Source organism: Acetatifactor muris (assembly GCF_024623325.1).
GTDB classification, from domain to species: Bacteria; Bacillota; Clostridia; order Lachnospirales; family Lachnospiraceae; genus Acetatifactor; species Acetatifactor muris.
In genome coordinates, this window is record NZ_JANJZD010000002.1 from 79,460 (window position 1) to 96,173 (window position 16,714).

The window sequence follows — 16,714 nt, forward strand, 5'->3', positions numbered from 1 at the left end:
CCACAACCGGCTCCGTTTCCCCGCTTACTCAACTTTCAGGTCATATTCTTCCGGCGACTTTATGTTGATTGTACAGAACCTGTATGTTTCTTTGTCTTCATATGCCCCTTTACAAATAAAACAGCCGTTCACAGTTTTGACAGACTGCCTTCCCACGATTTTTTTCAGTCCGTCAAACAGCTTCTTCGCCGCTGCATTGTCATAATGCATCGTTGCTGTCTCCGTGGGGAAGATTGCCGTTTCCTGGTATACGCCGTTTAAGTCTATATCTATCCGTTCTATATTTTCGTCACAAAGGGAAGTATATCGTATCCCTCCCTTCTCGTGGTCGCTCCATCTGTATTCTTTCCAGGAGCAGGCAGTTGTTCCTGAAAATGCAAGAATCTGCTTATTGCCCTGATGGGAGCCGAAAAAATTAGTTCCCAGGTCTGGCAGGCCGGCAGCGTCCTTGAAAAAGACAGGGCCTTCATCTGAATATGTGGGCACATAATAAACATCAAACTTACTCTGAAATTCTTCCAGGATAGCCTGCAGATCCTCTCGTTTGGCATAAAAGCGAAATCTCCGTACCTTCATATGCATCTGCCTCCTTTCCAGTCATTCCATGTCCGGACATCGATTACCAGTTCTCCCGCACCTCATCCATGACATGCCAGATTTCCGAAAGCGTCACCGGAGCCGCATTTTCGTCCGCCTGTCCGTATTCTCCTTGCAGGATACACTCTTCGTAAAGCCTCTGCATGGCCATAAAGATATCCTCCCGTTCCTCTGTCTCGACGAACTCCTCATAGCGGTCATTGAGCTTATTAAAATACCCGGTGTACCTGCGGACAATCTCCTCGATTTCTTTTCTGTCCGCCGCCCTGCCCATCGCCTCCGTCAGCAGCTTCTTTGTATCTTTGTAACACTTTCTGGCGCTCCGGTATGCCGCCTCAGGAATAAACTCGTTTCCATCCCAATGGCGTAGCGGGTTCTCCAGGTTATCCCTAAGCCATCCTTCATCCCGCAGGTGGGTGACACTTAGCCTGTCCAGCTTCCCTTTCCAGTGTTTTTTCAGGTACAGGCCCGCTCCTTTGGGAACGCTGTCAAAATCCAGCTCCCGCAGTTCCCGCAGCCCCTCCAATGCTTCCATATCCCTCTCATCATATCCAAACAGCTCCTTACAGTAAAGATTCCGAAGCCCGGACAGCTTTCCTGCCTCCTGCATATGGGTTACGGTGCCGGGAGCTCCGCTTATGTTTAAATATTCCGCCTCTGGAAACTGTTCGGCCGCCTGCCTCATATCCAGCTCTTTTATGTCGGTCAGGCAGAGCCTTGGGACCCGGTTTTTTTGAAGTCCGTATCTCTGAAGCAATGCCTTTTTCAAGGATATTTCCAGGGTCAGTTTCCCACTGCAAAGGCTGTCGTCAATTTGCAGTTCCGGCCGGATCTTCCCATACAGCTTCAGAAAGCGGGTATCTTTTGGAAGTACCAGTTTCCTGATTCCGCTCATATCCAGCTCCAGATTGTCCAGGCAGGTCTTCCCAAGGTCAAGTACCTCTACCCCTGCCTTTTGCAGGCGCAGTGTCCGAAGCAGCGGTGCTGTGGACAGCAGATTCACAAGCTTACCGGAATACCCCCGCACTTCGGCATAGGTGATACAGGGAAATTCTTCCAACGTATCTTTTTCTGTCAGACACTGGTAAAGGTCATCCCGCAGTCCTCCGGTATTCTTCCGGAACATCCTGCCATGTACAGACACAAAATCGCCGCTGTTTACATATTTTTTGTATGCGGACCTGGCTTTTTCGTCAAAAGACTTCCATCGCTCCTCATAACAGTAGTCTTCCCCCGCGGGCCACTTCCAGGAGTAGGAATCCCATACCGGGCTGCTTTTGAGCCCGCACTGGCCTATGTACCGGTAATCCCGGGGAACAGGGGTATTCTCAATCCCTGTTTTTATCATCTGATGGTGATACCGGAAGGATTCCCGGTGATAGGGTTGTAACCGCTCCAGGATATCTTCCCCAGGCAGATCACATTCCAGATAATCAAGCAGCACATAGCAAATGCTTTTGCCATCCACGGCAAGGATCTGGCAGACGCCGTATTTCCCCAGCATCTCCACATAAAAGGCATATACCTCTCCCGGCTTTGCAGTTCTTTGTTTTAATCTGGCTGAGCGCAGCTCCTTTTTCATAGCTTCATTCCTCCCCAATGCCATAGAGCCCTCTTGTATCTTAGATTTCTCTTCCTGATCAATTTTTCCTTGCATTTTGTAAATCATCATCCATTTCAAAAAACTTATACCTGCACTCTGGGCAGACTGACGGAATGATCAGTGGACAAAATTTCAGCTTTACATATTTGATATGCCGCCCCTCCATGCTCCGCAAACATGCCTGCCTCTTTCAGCACTGCAAAAATCCCTGTGCCGTTCATGACACAAGGATTGCTTTATTATATGGGAACATAGAAAGAATATATAATTGTTGATATAAACACCTGACAAACGTTCTAAACCCAATTTTTCTACTGCTTTTGTAAAAATACAGAAAAGATTTATCGCTTTCCATCACAGCCCACAAAATGACCAGCGCCCTTTCTGGCACCACTGAGCATTGTCAATCATCCACTCATCATCAATCAGACGCATCAAATAACGATAATAGAAAATATCCTGTTCCGCATAAATCCAGAATTTGCTTTTTGTGACCCGTTCTCCGGCGATCAGATGATAATCCGTATAAGTCCCGCCTCTTCTAAAGGAAAGATGAACGGGACGCCAGCCGGGACGGGGAGACCAGCTCACCCGCCTGGCAAACAACGCATCAATCTCCGCCTGATTGCCATGGCCTTTTTGTTCTGCCGTCCGCTCCCAGCGGTTCATGTCGTTGAAGAATTCCCGCAGTGCATGAACGGGAGCCTGAAGTTCGGGATTGTCCAATGAAATTCGATTTTTCATGATTTTATAGGTACGGGCATCTTCATATGACTTGCGCTCCTTCTCTGTAAACAGCCCTGCCAACCCTTCATCATCATGATTGTCCGTATCGCTGATATGCAGCTTATCCCTCCAGGAAACCGCCAGCAGTCCTTCAAAGGTAACATGATGGCAGGCGGCTATATAGATATTTTCCAGCTTTTTAATCTGTACAGCCTGAGCCAGTCCCTCGTCATCCAAAGCCGTCCGCTGTAAAAACAGATCCTTTAAGGGAAGATCTTTCAACAGTTCCAATCCATGTCCGGTAATCTGCCTGCCCCGCATCAGAGCCAGCATATTCAGCTTGGGAACCCGTGCCAAAATGGGAAAACACTGGTCGCCAAAGGTTGCATCATTCAATAAGACCTGTTGAAGCTTCGGGCATTGTCTGATGGCCTCCTCAAGGGTATCTAAATCCAGCGGCGCTTCTACCCGTTTTGTTCCGTTACAGAGGTAGACACCATCCTGATATTCCAACATATAAGTATTCGGGGCAAATTCCAACATCATATTTTCTCCTCTCATGCTCTCTCCCGGAATCTTCCGGAAATACTTCCATGTATCGTTCATCTTCCTGCCTTTCTATGCTTACCCCTGCATTGGTTCGGCTTTGGGCTACTCTCCAAAATAATACGCTTCCATCCCTGTCAGCACAGGCATCTTTTTCCCGCATTCCGGGCATACATAGGTTCCGAAATAATAGGAAAGGAGCTCCTCTCCTTCCTCGTCCTCCAGCAGGCGGAACAAATTTGGCAGCCACAGCCTGACATCCTCCAGGCTTCTGCCGTCCCACTTCCCGGAAGGCGCCTTTGCCTTCTTCATCCGTTCCGAAAGCTCAAAATAGCCCACTTCCATTTCCTCATCGCAGTTCTCGCATTCAGAGCAGACAACATAGTAGGAAATAAAACCGGAAAGAGAGAGCATATAAGCAAGCTTCCCCTCCCCCAGAATCGCCGTGGCTGCAATGGCAAACGCCCGTCTCCACTGGACATCCTTCCCCCGGATATCATCTATATTTCCTGCCAGGAAATCAATGGTCAAGGTGGTCAAAAAAGAAAAATCCTTCACAGGCATAGCGGAGATAGCCAGTTTCTTCAGCCTTGACATCTTTCCAATGACGCTGAAATCTCCCCTTACAATCTCAAGCCTCTCAGGCAGGGTGCCCTTAAGGGGATCTGTCAGCTCCTGACAGACTGGCCTGCCGCCGCAGGACAGATTCCTGATCTTCTGAAGGTCATAAAGGCTCTCCGGTACCCTGCCAAGGGCCTGAACCACATAGGTAAGCAATGTGGGATCTATTGTGATTTTTGCATATTCCATGCTGTATTCCTCCCGGAAGCGTGTTGGAAATTGCTTTGTGACGCACAGTTGTCAGAAAGCAATTATCAAACACGCTCTATGATATCTCTTAATCCGAACATCCGATTCGGGCATAGGATCCTGTGAAAGCTCTGGGATTTGATTCCTATCCGCTCCTATATACCTTTTTCTGACAGAAGCCGCTCTAACAGCTTTGCCGCCTTTTCCCGTTCCCGCAGACCGGAAAACCACGTCTCCGGTATCCCCCGAAAACCATACAGAATTCCCGCAAGTCCGCCTGTTACGCAGGCAGTCGTATCCGTATCATTTCCCAGCCCAACCGCCTGTTTTACAGCCTCCTCATAGTCGGAGGTCCGCTCCAATATCATAAACGCGCTCCTCAGGCAGTCCACCACATAGCCCGTCCCATTCCCCTCCCAGGAAGCCCCGGGGCGTATGCTCCACTCCAACTCCTGTTCATACTCCGGCATATCCCGATAGATCTCCCTCAGACCCACAACGGCTTCCCTGATTGCTTCCCGGGCATTTCTGCCATCCAACAGGGCTTTTGCCGCAAGGCAGTACAGGGCACAGCAGACCTGGTTGCAGATATGGCCATGGGTGATAAGGCACTGGAGATGGGCATCCTGAACCAGCTTTTTTCTGTCTTCCTGCCATAATGCAAGGGGCAGTACCCTCATTAATGCGCCGTTCCCCTTGCCCTCGGGATTCACCAGGCCGCACTCACAGGCAGACATTCCTCTTTTGTAAGCATGAAGCGCCTGGCCAGTCTGAACCCCCACATCAAACACCTTGTTTCCCACCGCCCAGGACCCATTCTCATACCAGTCTAAAAGCATGTTGGAAAAGCTGTCCAGTGAAAATTCCTTCCGGCTTAACAGGCTGTCCAACAGGCACAGTGCCTGCGCCCCGTCATCCGACCATGTCCCGGTCTCCACCTGCGGATAGGTCCGTTTAAAACCGGCAGGCGGTATCATATCAATCTTTTCATAGGGCGGCAGTTGATCCGCCTGCTGAAATTCATAGGGAACCCCAAGGGCATCCCCTATCAGAAGTCCGTAAAATCCTCCTGCAATTCTGTCACGCTTTTCCATAGTTTCCCTGCCTTTCCGGTCCTTTTATGGCATATATGTTCCTGCCCCAAATAACCGCGGGAGTGAATAGCACTAATGCTAACAAAAAGCAGCAACTATTTCACTCTCTCGGCCCACAATAAAACCAGGGGCTATAGTACTCTTCTGGTACAGGGTCCGGCATGGGACTTGATTGATATTCATTTGGCCGTGAAGAATATACCTGAACAGTAAAGCGGTATGCAGTCCCCGGCTCTGCTTTCAGGAATTGAGCCGGAATAGGGATTCCGCCGTATCCACCCTCCAAAATCATACTTTTTGACCAGGTGTTGTTCATCACATAAGCACCGTCCTGATCATAGAAAGTCACATTAAAATAATCCTGCTCCTCATAATCCTCCAGATTGCTCCATACAGCATAATAACGCCGGGTATTATCCTCTTCATACAATCTCCACTCAAGTCCCATAGGAACAGGCAAAGTCTCGGCTTCTTCACCCGTATATGCAAAAGCATCCGACACCACATAAGGACTGTCCGCATACTGGACGCCGTCGCCCACGGCCGATACCGTAAAATAATAAAACCCATTTTCCTGCAATTTCGTCACTATATTCCAGGTTACCCTCTCCCGGTCTCTGTGAGAACCGCCCATCCTTACCTTTTGTTCATAGCACCAGTCATCGTCATTAACATCTGGCGAATCTGCGGTATCTTTTCTATACAATCTCAAATAAAACTGTACCTCATCCCCCACACCTGATTCCAGCACATTGTCCCACACTACAATCCCGGTTTCTCCATCCCAGTGTGGATTCCCCGGCGCCGGAAGGACGGTGAGTCCGGCACTTTCTTCTTGATTTTCTAACAGCCCTCCTTCCTTTATGGCAGGCAGTAAAGCCATACCTGCCCCCCCAACGAGAACAAACAGCATAATCACCAAAACTTTCCATTCCGCATGGAAAAATGCCCTTCTCACCTGCCGCACCGACTGATATCGTCTGTCCGGATCCAGATTTGTGCATTTCCGAATGATCCGCCTATAGTGCCGCTTACGGCACTTCTCCCCCAGAAGCCGCTCCAGCGTCACACCCAAAGCATAGATATCTGCCCGTTCGTCTGTCTGGGTAAATCCATACTGTTCCGGCGGGGCGAATCCTTTGGTACCCAGCAATCTGGTATCATGTTCTGCCTCCTTCCGGGGCATGCGGGCGGCGTCAAAGTCTATTAGCCGCACATGTCCATCCTCCGTCAGAAGAATATTGGAGGGTTTAATATCCCGGTGAATAATTCCGTTTTTATGGAGAAATTCCAGCACAGAACACAATTCCCGCACCACTTGCCGGAACTGCCTCTCCGATAATTCTGCAATTCCCAATGGTTGTCCCTCTATATACTCCTCTATCACGATTGTGGAATCTTCCGACAGCACGACTTCATACAGCTCGGGCAGACAGGAATGGGAACATTTCTGCAACACCTGATAGACCAAATGCCGCCCGGCCATTCTCTTGCGTATCAATGTCCGGGAACCACCTTTTTCCCGTATCAGATGTACTGTACTCTTTTCACTCTGTTTCAGCAGCTTTATCTCTTCGCATTCCATGTTTCTTTTCCCTCTCAGATCTTTACTTTACATAGCAGTCATTGCTGCTCATTCCGTGACCGTTAACCTGACAATTAGTTACTGTTCAGATTGTAATATCTCCACCCATCTGATATAATGTCTATAAAAAGCAGAAGCAAATCTCTGAAAAATTGCTGCCCTGCTTGCTATTCCTGTTGAAAACGGCCAAATGGCCATCTACACCAGAGTCAATTATACCAGATAAACATACGAGAGACAACATGAACGCTAAAACGACGGAAGAACTAAGACATGAGCTAAAAGCTGCAACGAATATCGAAGATTATCTGAGAAGCAATCAAAAAAACCTGGTACGTTATAATCTGCCCGAATATCTGCGTTCTCTTTTATCCTGTAAAAAGCTCCGCAAAGCAGATGTAGTACGTGGCTCTCTGCTGAGCCGCGCATATGTATATCAGATATTTTCAGGGGAAAAATCACCTTCCCGGAATACTTTACTTGCTCTGGCATTTGGTCTGCGCCTTTCTGACGAAGAAACGCAGGTACTGCTGAAGGCATCTAAAAACCCGGAGCTATATGCAAGAGATGAACGAGATGCTATAATCCTGTTTGCGCTCCAAAAAGGAAAGACCATTTTTGAAGCAAACACGCTGCTGTTCGAGCATCATTTTCACATTTTGGGAATTCCATCAGAATAAAATTCAGCAACAGTTATACCTTCCGGTGCACTGTTGCTGAATTTATATCCTTTTCTTTTATCTTACCTTTGCTTTTACTTTTGCTGTGTCACTGTAAACCAGTGCAAATGCATAATAGGTATTCGTTTCAAAAGTGATGGTCTTCGAATCAGAGTCCAGATCCTCCAACACAAGGGGGCTTCCGCCTTCCGTTACACTGATCATCCTGAATGTCCTGCCATCTGCCTGCAGCGCCTCCGGAATCGTCAGTGTAATCCTTACTTTGTCTTCCATCTGAGATACCTTTCCTCTCTCAGAGGGAAAAATATTATATGTTCTGCCAATGGTATAGTCCCCAAGTACGGATTCAAAGGAAGCAAAGCACATCAACCCCTGAACGGAATTCTCTATCCTGACCTCATAAGCATTATTCGCATCCGCGGTAAACTCTATTTCCTCGCTGCCGCAGGCAGCATACAGTTTCAGCTCTTCCTCCGAGGGTTCCCATTTTGTATGCTCCTCTTCCCGTACTGATGCCTCCGGATTCACAGGAATCAGCGCAGACCATTCACTGTCCAGATATTTCATAATATCTCTGCTGAGTGTACAGACTCTTACCGAATAACTTATTCCCGGTTTCATCTGCTGACCGAAGTTAACTGTACTTTGATTCGTTCCCCACTGTGAAACCTTTCTGTTGCCTGACCACAGCTCATAATTAAATCCATAGTCTGTCCCCAGAACATATCCGGATCCCTCGTTCTCCGGCAGAGTACATGACACAACACCTTCTTTGCTTACGCTGACCACAGGGGCCGGAAGCTTTGTATCCGGCTTCACATACTCGAACTCTCCGCTGCGCTCCGATAAGCTTGAGCCGCTGTTGTTTTCCAGGTACACTTCAAACGTATAAGTTCCCGACTCCTGCATTAAATGATAAAGGTCAAATTTGATTTCTCCTCCGTTCACAGTTGTGCCGGGATTATATGTCAGTCTGTTCCCATCCGGAGTATAAACATAGGCTCTTACTCCACACCGCCCATTGGGATTCGTGAAGATCCCCTGTCCCTTCTCATTCCATTTCAGATCCGTCGCCTTCGGAATCTCCTTCTTCTGAGCTTCCGCCGCTGTGGACAACTCTGCCTCCTGCTGCCCACTCTCTGCAGCCCTCACCGGAACGCCTTCATACCCGCTGCAGACCAGTACGGCTCCCCCCAATACGGCTGCCAGCATTTTCCAACCTTTTCTCATGCCTTTCTCCACCTTTCTGATACGTACTTTGTGTTGCATAATATAAAACAACCTGTCATAAATCATGCAAACCATAACTTATTATAGCTGGTTTTGTGTCAAAAAGGTCTGCCCACAGCAGAATTTACTTTAAAAAACAGTCCATCCCCATTCTGCCGCGCACAATCAAATCCCCCATGGGGCAGCTCAACACAGCCCATGAGGGATATCAATTTACTTCATCATCTCCCGCAGCACTTCCTTCGCCTTCTCCAGCTGATTGTCCGGATGGTCTTCACTGTTGTAATAGGCTTCTCCGTCGAATTCGCATACCACATCCGGCTCCACGCCGATGCCGTGTATGTTATTGCCCTTCGGCGTGTAATAAGCACTGATGGTAACTTTTACCGCGGAACCGTCCCGAAAAGGAATAATCTGCTGTACAATGCCTTTTCCGAATGTGGTGGTACCTACAAGCGTCCCCAGCTCATAATCTTTAATTGCTCCCGCCATAATCTCCGAGGCGCTGGCAGAGTTCATATCAATCAGCACCACCAGTGGTACTTTCAGCTTCCTGCTTCCGTCACAGGCGTATTCGGACCGCTTTCCGTTTTTGTCTTCCGTATATACAATCATTCCCTTGGGAAGAATCATCCTGGCCATTTCCACCACAGCGTTCAGGCTTCCTCCGGGATTTCCCCGCAGATCCAGAATCAGTCCCTTCATGCCGGAGCCTTTCGCCGTTGCGAGAGCATCGGCAAACTGATCGATGGATACCTCGTCAAATTCCGTGATCTGGATATATGCCATATCATCTTCCAGCATGGTATATTCCACGGTAGGTGTCTCCACCTGCCTTCGGGTCACACTGACTTCCAGATAGTCGGAAGCTCCCTCCCTGATAATGGTCAGAACCACATTTGTATCTTCAGGCCCTTTGATCAGGCTCACAACTTCCGTCAGAGTCATTCCATACGTTGCAGTCCCGTCCACTTCATAGATCAGATCATTGGCCCGCAAATCCACCTCTTCCGAAGGTGCTCCTTCAATAGTCCCGCTGATCTTCGGAAGACCCGTAGCGGTATCCAGCTGAATATATGCGCCGATGCCATAGTAAATTCCCTCTGTCTGGTCCATCAGCACGGCAAGCTCTTCCGCAGAATAATACTCGGAATAAGGGTCTCCCAGAGCCGCTATCATCCCCTTGTAAATCCCGTCCTGAAATTCCTCATTCGTGACTTCCCCGAGATAAAAGTACTTATTGACGGTACTCTCCAGATTCTGCAGTTTCGTGATTACAGACTCATCGATGGCAGAGCCTTCCTTAAACTGGAACTGCTCATCTGGCTGTCGCGGGGCCTCCATCAGCTTCTGAATATAAAGTCCCAGATAGCAGATGGCGAAAATCATCAGCGCCCCGGCAATCCCCGTAATCAGACCTCCGAAGAAAAGCCCTTTGCCGCTTCCTCTCTCCCCCCTTACCGGCTGAACAGGACGGGGGGCACCGGATAACCATATCCCGGCCGGTTGTCATACATCCGATTGTTGTTCATCTGGTTACTGTACATCTGACCACTATTCACCTGATTGTCACGCCCTGAACCAGGCGGTATATCCCTGTTGTTTCCGGAGATATTGTCAAAATATGCATCATTTCTGTCTGTCATAACATTCACATCCTTCCTGCTATTCCTTCAGGTAATTCCATGGAGATACATAAGAACCATTCAGCCGCACACTGAAATGCAGATGATTTCCGGTGGAGCGGCCGGTGCTCCCCACCGCGGCAATGGTATCTCCCCGTGCCACAATATCGCCATTCTTCACATACAGCGCCGACGCATGCATGTATATGGTATACAAGCCATCCCCATGATCAATGAAACAATAATTACCCATGCTGGTACTATAGGCCGCCGCTACCACCTTTCCGTCATAAGCGGCATAGATGGCCGTCCCGGCCGGCGCGGCAAAGTCCACACCATTGTGAAACTGTTCCACACCAAGAATGGGATGCATTCTCATTCCATAGTCATCGGACATTCTCGTATAGGAAGCCATGGGAAACTTAAACATACCACCATCATATTTCAGTACAGAAGCATTGCTTGCAATCAGCTTTCTTCTCTCCTCTGCCACCGCCGCCTCAAGAAGCTTGATTTCATCCTCCTGTGCCTTGATTTCCGCTTCATATTCCTGAATGGCTTTTTCCTTATTATTGATATCTGCCTCGTAAGCAGTGATATCTCTATGTTTCTGTTCGATTAATTCCTCCAGGTTCTGCTGCTCTGCCTCCACGCCCGCTTTGGTCTCGTCCAGAATCTCCTTCTCCAGCTCCAGATCTTCCTTACACAATTCCACATATTCTCTGACCATCCTGTAATTCTGCCACATTGCCTGGTCATAAGAGGCAACCCGCTCTTCATGGTCCGCCTTATTCAGGAAATCCCCCATACTTCTGGACTGCAGCAGCAAATCCAGGATACTGGGCGTTCCGGTCTCATACATTAATCTTATATGCACAATCATGGATTCCTTCTGGGTTTCTTCCCTTTCCAGAGCCTTCTCCAGTTCTTCTTCTGTCTGGCGGATTTCCTCCTCTTTCGCACTGATCTGCGCTTTCAATGCGGCAATATTCTGTTCTATCAGTTCCAGCTCCCCGTCCAGCTGTCTCACATAATCTTTCAGATTGTCCTTCTGACTCTCCAGATTCTTTTTTATTTCCTTCAGATCGCTGAGACCGCCCTGCAGCGCTTTTTTCTCCTCTTTCTTCTGAGAAATCTGATTTTCTTTCTCCCGAATGCTTTCCGAGGTAACAGCGGAGGGTTTACCGGATGCGGACGCCTGTATTGGCAAAGCTCCCTGTCGCGACAGTATTCCTCCCCACAACAGAACCAGTCCGCACAATGCAAGGCATAATTTCCATTTTTTCTTCATAGGCTCCTACTTTACACCCGCAAATGCTTTCTGACCGTCGTGATACTTCCCAGAAAGCCAATTCCCACACCCACGCCCACAGACACCGGTGTCAGCACATGAAATATCTCCTCCGCCGGCAGGAAATTCAGAAAATTGCTGAGAATGGAAAATCTCTCCGCAATGTAAGTCAGCGCATAATTATAAATGCTGTAAATCAGCCCCAGGGGCAGCATGGCTCCCAGAAGTCCGATCAACATCCCCTCCAGCACAAATGGAGATCTGACAAAAAAGTCTGTGGCGCCGATATATTTCATGATATTGATTTCTTCCGAGCGAACAGAAATGCCGATCGCCACGGTATTGCTGATCAGGAAGATGCTGACTGCCAGCAAAATCACGATAATGCCCAGAGACACATAAGCGATTAACAGGTTGGCACCGCTGAGTGTGTCCGCAGTCAGCGCCGAATAATTGACTCTGCTCACCTCAGGGAAGGACTCAAGCCATGTGACCAGCGCATTCTGCAGCGATACATCACTGAGGAAAATCTCATAGCTGTGATCCCCCTTTAAAGGGTTCTCCAGGAACCCCAGGGAATACGCCTGAAACTCTTCTCCAAATCTTTCTTTCGTAAAATTTTCCCAGGCTTCATCATCGGAGACGAATTTCACCTCCGAAACTTCTGCCCTGTTGGCAATCATCTGTCCGATCTCTTCTATCCTTTCGTCCGTAGGGAGCATTCCACCCTCATGAGTCTTGCCCAGTTTTTCGCACTGATCCCATTCACTGTGGAAAAATACCGTTACAGATACTCCCTCCTCAGCTTTCATCACAATACTGCGGAAGTTCATCACAATGGAATAAAACAGACCGAACAGAAACAGGCATGCGGCTATCGTGGCAATGGAAGCAAGAGAGTACCACTTATTGCGGAAAATATTGACAAAGCCCTGTTTTATCGTGTAAAACAAAGTACTAATCTTCATCGATATACTCTCCTCCTTCCGCATCGCTGATAATTATGCCCCGCTTCATGGTTATCACCCTCTTGTGCATGGCATTGACAATTTCTCTGTTGTGCGTAACCACAACCACCGTGGTTCCGTTCTGATTGATTTCTTCCAGCAATGTCATAATTTCCCAGGAGTTCTTGGGATCCAGATTACCAGTGGGCTCATCCGCCAGCAGAATGGAAGGATTGTTCACCAGAGCCCTGGCCAGTGCCACTCTCTGCTGCTCACCTCCTGACAACTGTCTGGTCTTTGCCTTATATTTCCCGGCCAGCCCTACCGTGGCAAGAATGGTGGGAACATTTCTTCTGATTTCAATAGAGGGAACCTCGATAATCCGCTGGGCAAACGCCACATTTTCATACACATTCCTGTCATTCAGCAGCCGGAAATCCTGGAATACCACACCCAGATTCCGTCTGAATTTCGGCACCTGTCTGTGCTTCAGCTTCTCCAGGTCACTGCCCATTACATAAACACTGCCGCTGGTAGCAGTAAGCTCCCGCAGCAGAAGTTTAATCAGCGTGGATTTGCCGGAACCGCTGTCCCCTACAATAAAAACAAACTCTCCCTTTCCTATCCCCAGTGTAATTCCATTGAGCGCCGGCGCCCCTTTGGAGTAGACCTTACTTACATTATCCAGGTAGATAATGCCATGATCCTCTATAAATTGTTCCCGCTTTTTCCAGGATAGTTCTCTTTTGGTCATCATTTTCCTCCATGCCAAAACCCGCCGCTGCTCTAAAAATCAGCGTTTTCCATATATTTCATGTACTTTACAACCATCAGTGCTATCTTGAAGGTAATGGCATCCTCAAAAATACGCAGGTCCAGCCCCGTACTTTTCTGCAGCTTATCCAGCCGATATACCAGAGTGTTCCTGTGAATGAACAGCTGACGGGATGTCTCAGATACATTCAGACTGTTTTCAAAAAATTTGTCAATTGTACTCAGCATCTCCTCGTCAAAGTCGTCCGGGCTTCTCCCCCCGAAAATCTCACGGATAAACATCTTGCACAAAGGGATGGGCAGCTGATAAATCAGACGCCCTATTCCAAGCTCACTGTAGGCAATAATTTCTCTCTCATCAAAAAATATTTTGCCCACGTCCAGCGCCATCTTCGCCTCTTTATAGGAGCGGCTTACCTCCTTGATTTCCTGGACCACCGTTCCATAGGCAACGCGCACATCCCGGATTCCCTCTTTTTTCAGATAGGACCACAGCGCCTTCGCCGCTTTGTCCATCTCTTTCAGGGAGTCTCCGTCCGTGAGCTCTTTTACAATAATGACATTGTTTTCATCTACTTCCGTCACGAAGTCCTTGCCGTTTCCCCTGTAGTGCGCTCTCGCCAGCTCCAGCACATTGCTGTCACGGCCGCCGGGCACCTCCACAATCAGAACCGCTCTGGGAACATCCGTCTGAATATGCAGCTTTTTGGAACGACTGTATATGTCCACAAGAAGCAGATTATCCAGAAGCAGATTCTTGACAAAATTATCCTTGTCAAACCGCTCTTTATAAGCCACCAGAAGATTCTGCAGCTGGAAAGCCGCCATCTTGCCGATGGTATAGACATCCTCCGCCGGGCCGCTGGCAATCAGTACATATTCCAGCAGCTGTTCATCAAAAATTTTAAAAAACTGGTACCCCTGTACTTCCTGAGAATCCGCCGGCGAAGCGGCAAATTCCACCGCTGCTCTGGATACGCTGCTCATGTCAACTGTAGAAGCCACCTCGTTGCCATCAACATCCAGGACACAAAACTCCACTCTAGCAATTCCCTTCAGCCCATCAATTGTGTTCTGCAAAATCTGATTTGATATCATTAACCCCGCTCCTTTTTGCTATCCAGACCAACCCGTGTTACATACAGCGCTGTCCTGCCGCTCTCAAACCTGTAAATTTTCAAGGCAGTTGCTCTCAAATCATTTATGAAAAAACGTATAAATGTTCATCCGTCCCAATAATGGAAGCAAGCAACACCGTATACATACAAATGTACAAAAAATACAGTAAAAAAGCAATAGGTTTTTAATAACTTTAACAAAAAAACTGTAAAAAATACGAAAACCCGTTTATACCCTCATATCAAAATTCGCACCCACATATGGGTTCACACTCAGCTCCATTGCCGCAGCATCAATCATCTCCACGATTCCTGCCCCCAGCGCCTCACTGGTATCCATTGCTTTGCTCAGCACTGCCGTTCCTATCTGCGGCAGTTCAGTAACATTTGCCAGAGCCACACCTGTAATATCCATTTTGTTTTACCTCCTTTTATCCTTATATCTGCCTCGTACAGTTTACGCTTTAAACAGTTGCGCAGATACAATCTCCCTTAAATTCTATTTTTCTTTCTTTATAAAGTTTCCCTACAGCCCGTTTAAATTCGTTTTTGCTCATCCCGGTCTCCTGTTTGATAAGCTCGGGAGATACTTTGTCATTAAAGGGCAGCACACCGTTCCGGTCCTGAATCATGGCATAAATCTTCTCCGCATCCCTGTCTATCTGGAGATAGGCTTTATCTCTGATACTCAATGTCAGTCTGCCATCCTCCCGCACCCGGACCACCCTTGCACTGATATCCTTCCCCAGCTCCACCTTTCCGTACAGCTCCTTTTGCGGAATCAGGGCAGAGTAGAGATTATCCACCGCCACAAAAGCCCCAAAGTTGTCACTCATCTCATAGACACGTCCCTTCACTCTGTCCTCCGGGCCATAGGGACTGTCCGCACGCAGATTTTCATATACGTTCATGGTCGCGCACAGGCGGTCACTTTTATCTATATACAACGACACCAGCACCTTATCGCCCTGTTCCACCTTTCCCCGCTGCTGTCTGAACGGAAGCAGGAGATCCTTCTCCAGTCCCCAGTCCAGAAAGGCCCCGATTTTTCCTGTCTGTGCCACATACAGCTCCGCCACCTGCCCCATCTGCAGCTTCGGCTCCCGCACCGTGGCAATCAGTCTGTCACGGGAATCGCGGTATATAAATACTGTCACGGCCTCTCCGATTTCACTTTCTTCCGGCACCTGCTTTGCCGGCAGCAGAACCACCTCTGACTTTTCTTCGGGGGAAGCCGCCAGATATACCCCAAATTCTGCCTTTCTGACAATAAACAATTCCTGTTTTTCTCCCAGACGAATCATATCTTCCTCCTTCGGAGCCCCATTTATCCTTCGGCTCTCATGAAAATTCCACCACTACATAAGGTTTTCCCGCCTGATCCCGCAGGGCAACCACAAATCGTTTCTCTTCCTCCGCCACAAAAGGGAACAGCAGATCGTCGAGAAAAGCCTGCTTCTTATATTCTGCCCTGATTTGTCTCACCGCAAAATTCTCCGGCAGGAACTCCATCGCAATATTTACAAACTGCTGATTATTCACATGATAATTGGTATCCAGATGATGCTTTTTTACAGCCACCGTTTCCCTCTGCACAGTGTTCGCAGGAACAGCAATTTTGCGGGGCATATATTCCATATCCAGCTTTTCTTCCAGGTGATACCCTTCCTTCATCTCCTCCGGAACAGCCGTCGGCTTTCCCGTCTCCGTATCCAGCAGGCTCCACAGCGAATTCGCCTTCGCAATATACTCTCCCCCGGCATCTATCATGGCAAAATTACGGGAACCCAGAAATCCCTTCATCTCATAGGGCAATGTGCCAATGGTCACCTTTTCACAGAGCTTCGGATAACGCTCCGCCACAATCTGCCAGGAAGAAAGCACCCATACCATATGCCTTTCCTTCAGATAATCCAGCCCCAGTCCAAGGTCTTCCGACTGGAAAGTGGAGCAATCCTGAAAATAGTTGATAAGGGAAGCCATGGTAAGCTTCCCTTCACTGTCCGTCTCACTATACCTGATTCTGCTTTCAAATGTGTACATAATGAACCCTCTCTGTCATTGAAAATCTTCAGTTGTCCGCTTTTC

The 16,714-nt window shown here is 48.3% G+C and carries 17 protein-coding genes; 1 reads left to right on the forward strand and 16 read right to left on the reverse strand.

Annotated elements, in window-relative coordinates; all coding sequences use genetic code 11:
• Nucleotides 1-24: 24 nt before the first annotated feature.
• The 6 genes from NSB25_RS02235 to NSB25_RS02260 all read right to left on the reverse strand — a co-directional run bounded on the left by NSB25_RS02235 (nt 25) and on the right by NSB25_RS02260 (nt 6,961).
• Entirely contained in the window at nt 25-576 is a 552-nt protein-coding gene (locus NSB25_RS02235) for a hypothetical protein (protein WP_146039955.1), read from the reverse strand.
• A 43-nt stretch (nt 577-619) separates the two neighbouring features.
• Entirely contained in the window at nt 620-2,179 is a 1,560-nt protein-coding gene (locus tag NSB25_RS02240) for a hypothetical protein (protein ID WP_257479217.1), read from the reverse strand.
• 375 nt (nt 2,180-2,554) lie between these two features.
• Entirely contained in the window at nt 2,555-3,532 is a 978-nt protein-coding gene (locus tag NSB25_RS02245) for an NTF2 fold immunity protein (RefSeq protein ID WP_103237903.1), read from the reverse strand.
• 45 nt (nt 3,533-3,577) lie between these two features.
• Nucleotides 3,578-4,282, reverse strand: coding sequence for a hypothetical protein (locus tag NSB25_RS02250; protein ID WP_103237902.1), 705 nt, complete (start codon nt 4,280-4,282; stop codon nt 3,578-3,580).
• 155 nt (nt 4,283-4,437) lie between these two features.
• The gene (locus tag NSB25_RS02255) at nt 4,438-5,376 is read right to left on the reverse strand and encodes an ADP-ribosylglycohydrolase family protein (RefSeq protein WP_103237901.1); all 939 of its coding nucleotides are present in this window, start codon (nt 5,374-5,376) and stop codon (nt 4,438-4,440) included.
• A 100-nt stretch (nt 5,377-5,476) separates the two neighbouring features.
• Entirely contained in the window at nt 5,477-6,961 is a 1,485-nt protein-coding gene (locus NSB25_RS02260; protein WP_103237900.1) for a serine/threonine protein kinase, read from the reverse strand.
• 176 nt (nt 6,962-7,137) lie between these two features.
• Between NSB25_RS02260 and NSB25_RS02265 the strand changes: the two genes are divergently transcribed.
• Entirely contained in the window at nt 7,138-7,641 is a 504-nt protein-coding gene (locus NSB25_RS02265; RefSeq protein ID WP_242982266.1) for a helix-turn-helix domain-containing protein, read from the forward strand.
• 57 nt (nt 7,642-7,698) lie between these two features.
• On the opposite strand, the gene NSB25_RS02270 is transcribed toward NSB25_RS02265, so the two are convergent.
• From NSB25_RS02270 to NSB25_RS02315, 10 genes are all read right to left on the reverse strand, one after another.
• On the reverse strand, nt 7,699-8,871 hold the full coding sequence (locus NSB25_RS02270; protein ID WP_146039953.1) for a hypothetical protein: 1,173 nt from the start codon (nt 8,869-8,871) through the stop codon (nt 7,699-7,701).
• Between the two features lie 213 nt (nt 8,872-9,084).
• On the reverse strand, nt 9,085-10,260 hold the full coding sequence (locus tag NSB25_RS02275; RefSeq protein ID WP_103237897.1) for a S41 family peptidase: 1,176 nt from the start codon (nt 10,258-10,260) through the stop codon (nt 9,085-9,087).
• A 68-nt stretch (nt 10,261-10,328) separates the two neighbouring features.
• The gene (locus NSB25_RS02280; protein ID WP_103237896.1) at nt 10,329-10,517 is read right to left on the reverse strand and encodes a hypothetical protein; all 189 of its coding nucleotides are present in this window, start codon (nt 10,515-10,517) and stop codon (nt 10,329-10,331) included.
• A 19-nt stretch (nt 10,518-10,536) separates the two neighbouring features.
• Nucleotides 10,537-11,787: a murein hydrolase activator EnvC family protein gene (locus tag NSB25_RS02285; protein ID WP_103237895.1), complete on the reverse strand. Its 1,251-nt coding sequence runs from the start codon at nt 11,785-11,787 to the stop codon at nt 10,537-10,539.
• Between the two features lie 11 nt (nt 11,788-11,798).
• Entirely contained in the window at nt 11,799-12,755 is a 957-nt protein-coding gene (ftsX, locus tag NSB25_RS02290) for a permease-like cell division protein FtsX (protein ID WP_103237894.1), read from the reverse strand.
• Nucleotides 12,745-13,431 carry a cell division ATP-binding protein FtsE gene (ftsE, locus tag NSB25_RS02295; RefSeq protein WP_103238007.1) on the reverse strand — a complete coding sequence of 229 codons (687 nt, stop codon included), beginning with the start codon at nt 13,429-13,431 and terminating at the stop codon, nt 12,745-12,747. Before ftsE ends, ftsX begins: the two co-directional genes overlap by 11 nt.
• An 89-nt stretch (nt 13,432-13,520) precedes the next feature.
• Nucleotides 13,521-14,606 (reverse strand): PucR family transcriptional regulator, encoded by a 1,086-nt coding sequence (locus NSB25_RS02300; protein WP_103237893.1) that lies wholly within the window; start codon nt 14,604-14,606, stop codon nt 13,521-13,523.
• Between the two features lie 249 nt (nt 14,607-14,855).
• Nucleotides 14,856-15,041, reverse strand: coding sequence for a YjfB family protein (locus NSB25_RS02305; RefSeq protein ID WP_103237892.1), 186 nt, complete (start codon nt 15,039-15,041; stop codon nt 14,856-14,858).
• A 49-nt stretch (nt 15,042-15,090) separates the two neighbouring features.
• Complete coding sequence (locus NSB25_RS02310; protein ID WP_103237891.1) at nt 15,091-15,930, reverse strand: CvfB family protein; 840 nt, start codon at nt 15,928-15,930, stop codon at nt 15,091-15,093.
• A gap of 37 nt (nt 15,931-15,967) precedes the next feature.
• Nucleotides 15,968-16,669, reverse strand: coding sequence for an acyl-[acyl-carrier-protein] thioesterase (locus tag NSB25_RS02315; RefSeq protein ID WP_103237890.1), 702 nt, complete (start codon nt 16,667-16,669; stop codon nt 15,968-15,970).
• Nucleotides 16,670-16,714 lie beyond the last annotated feature (45 nt).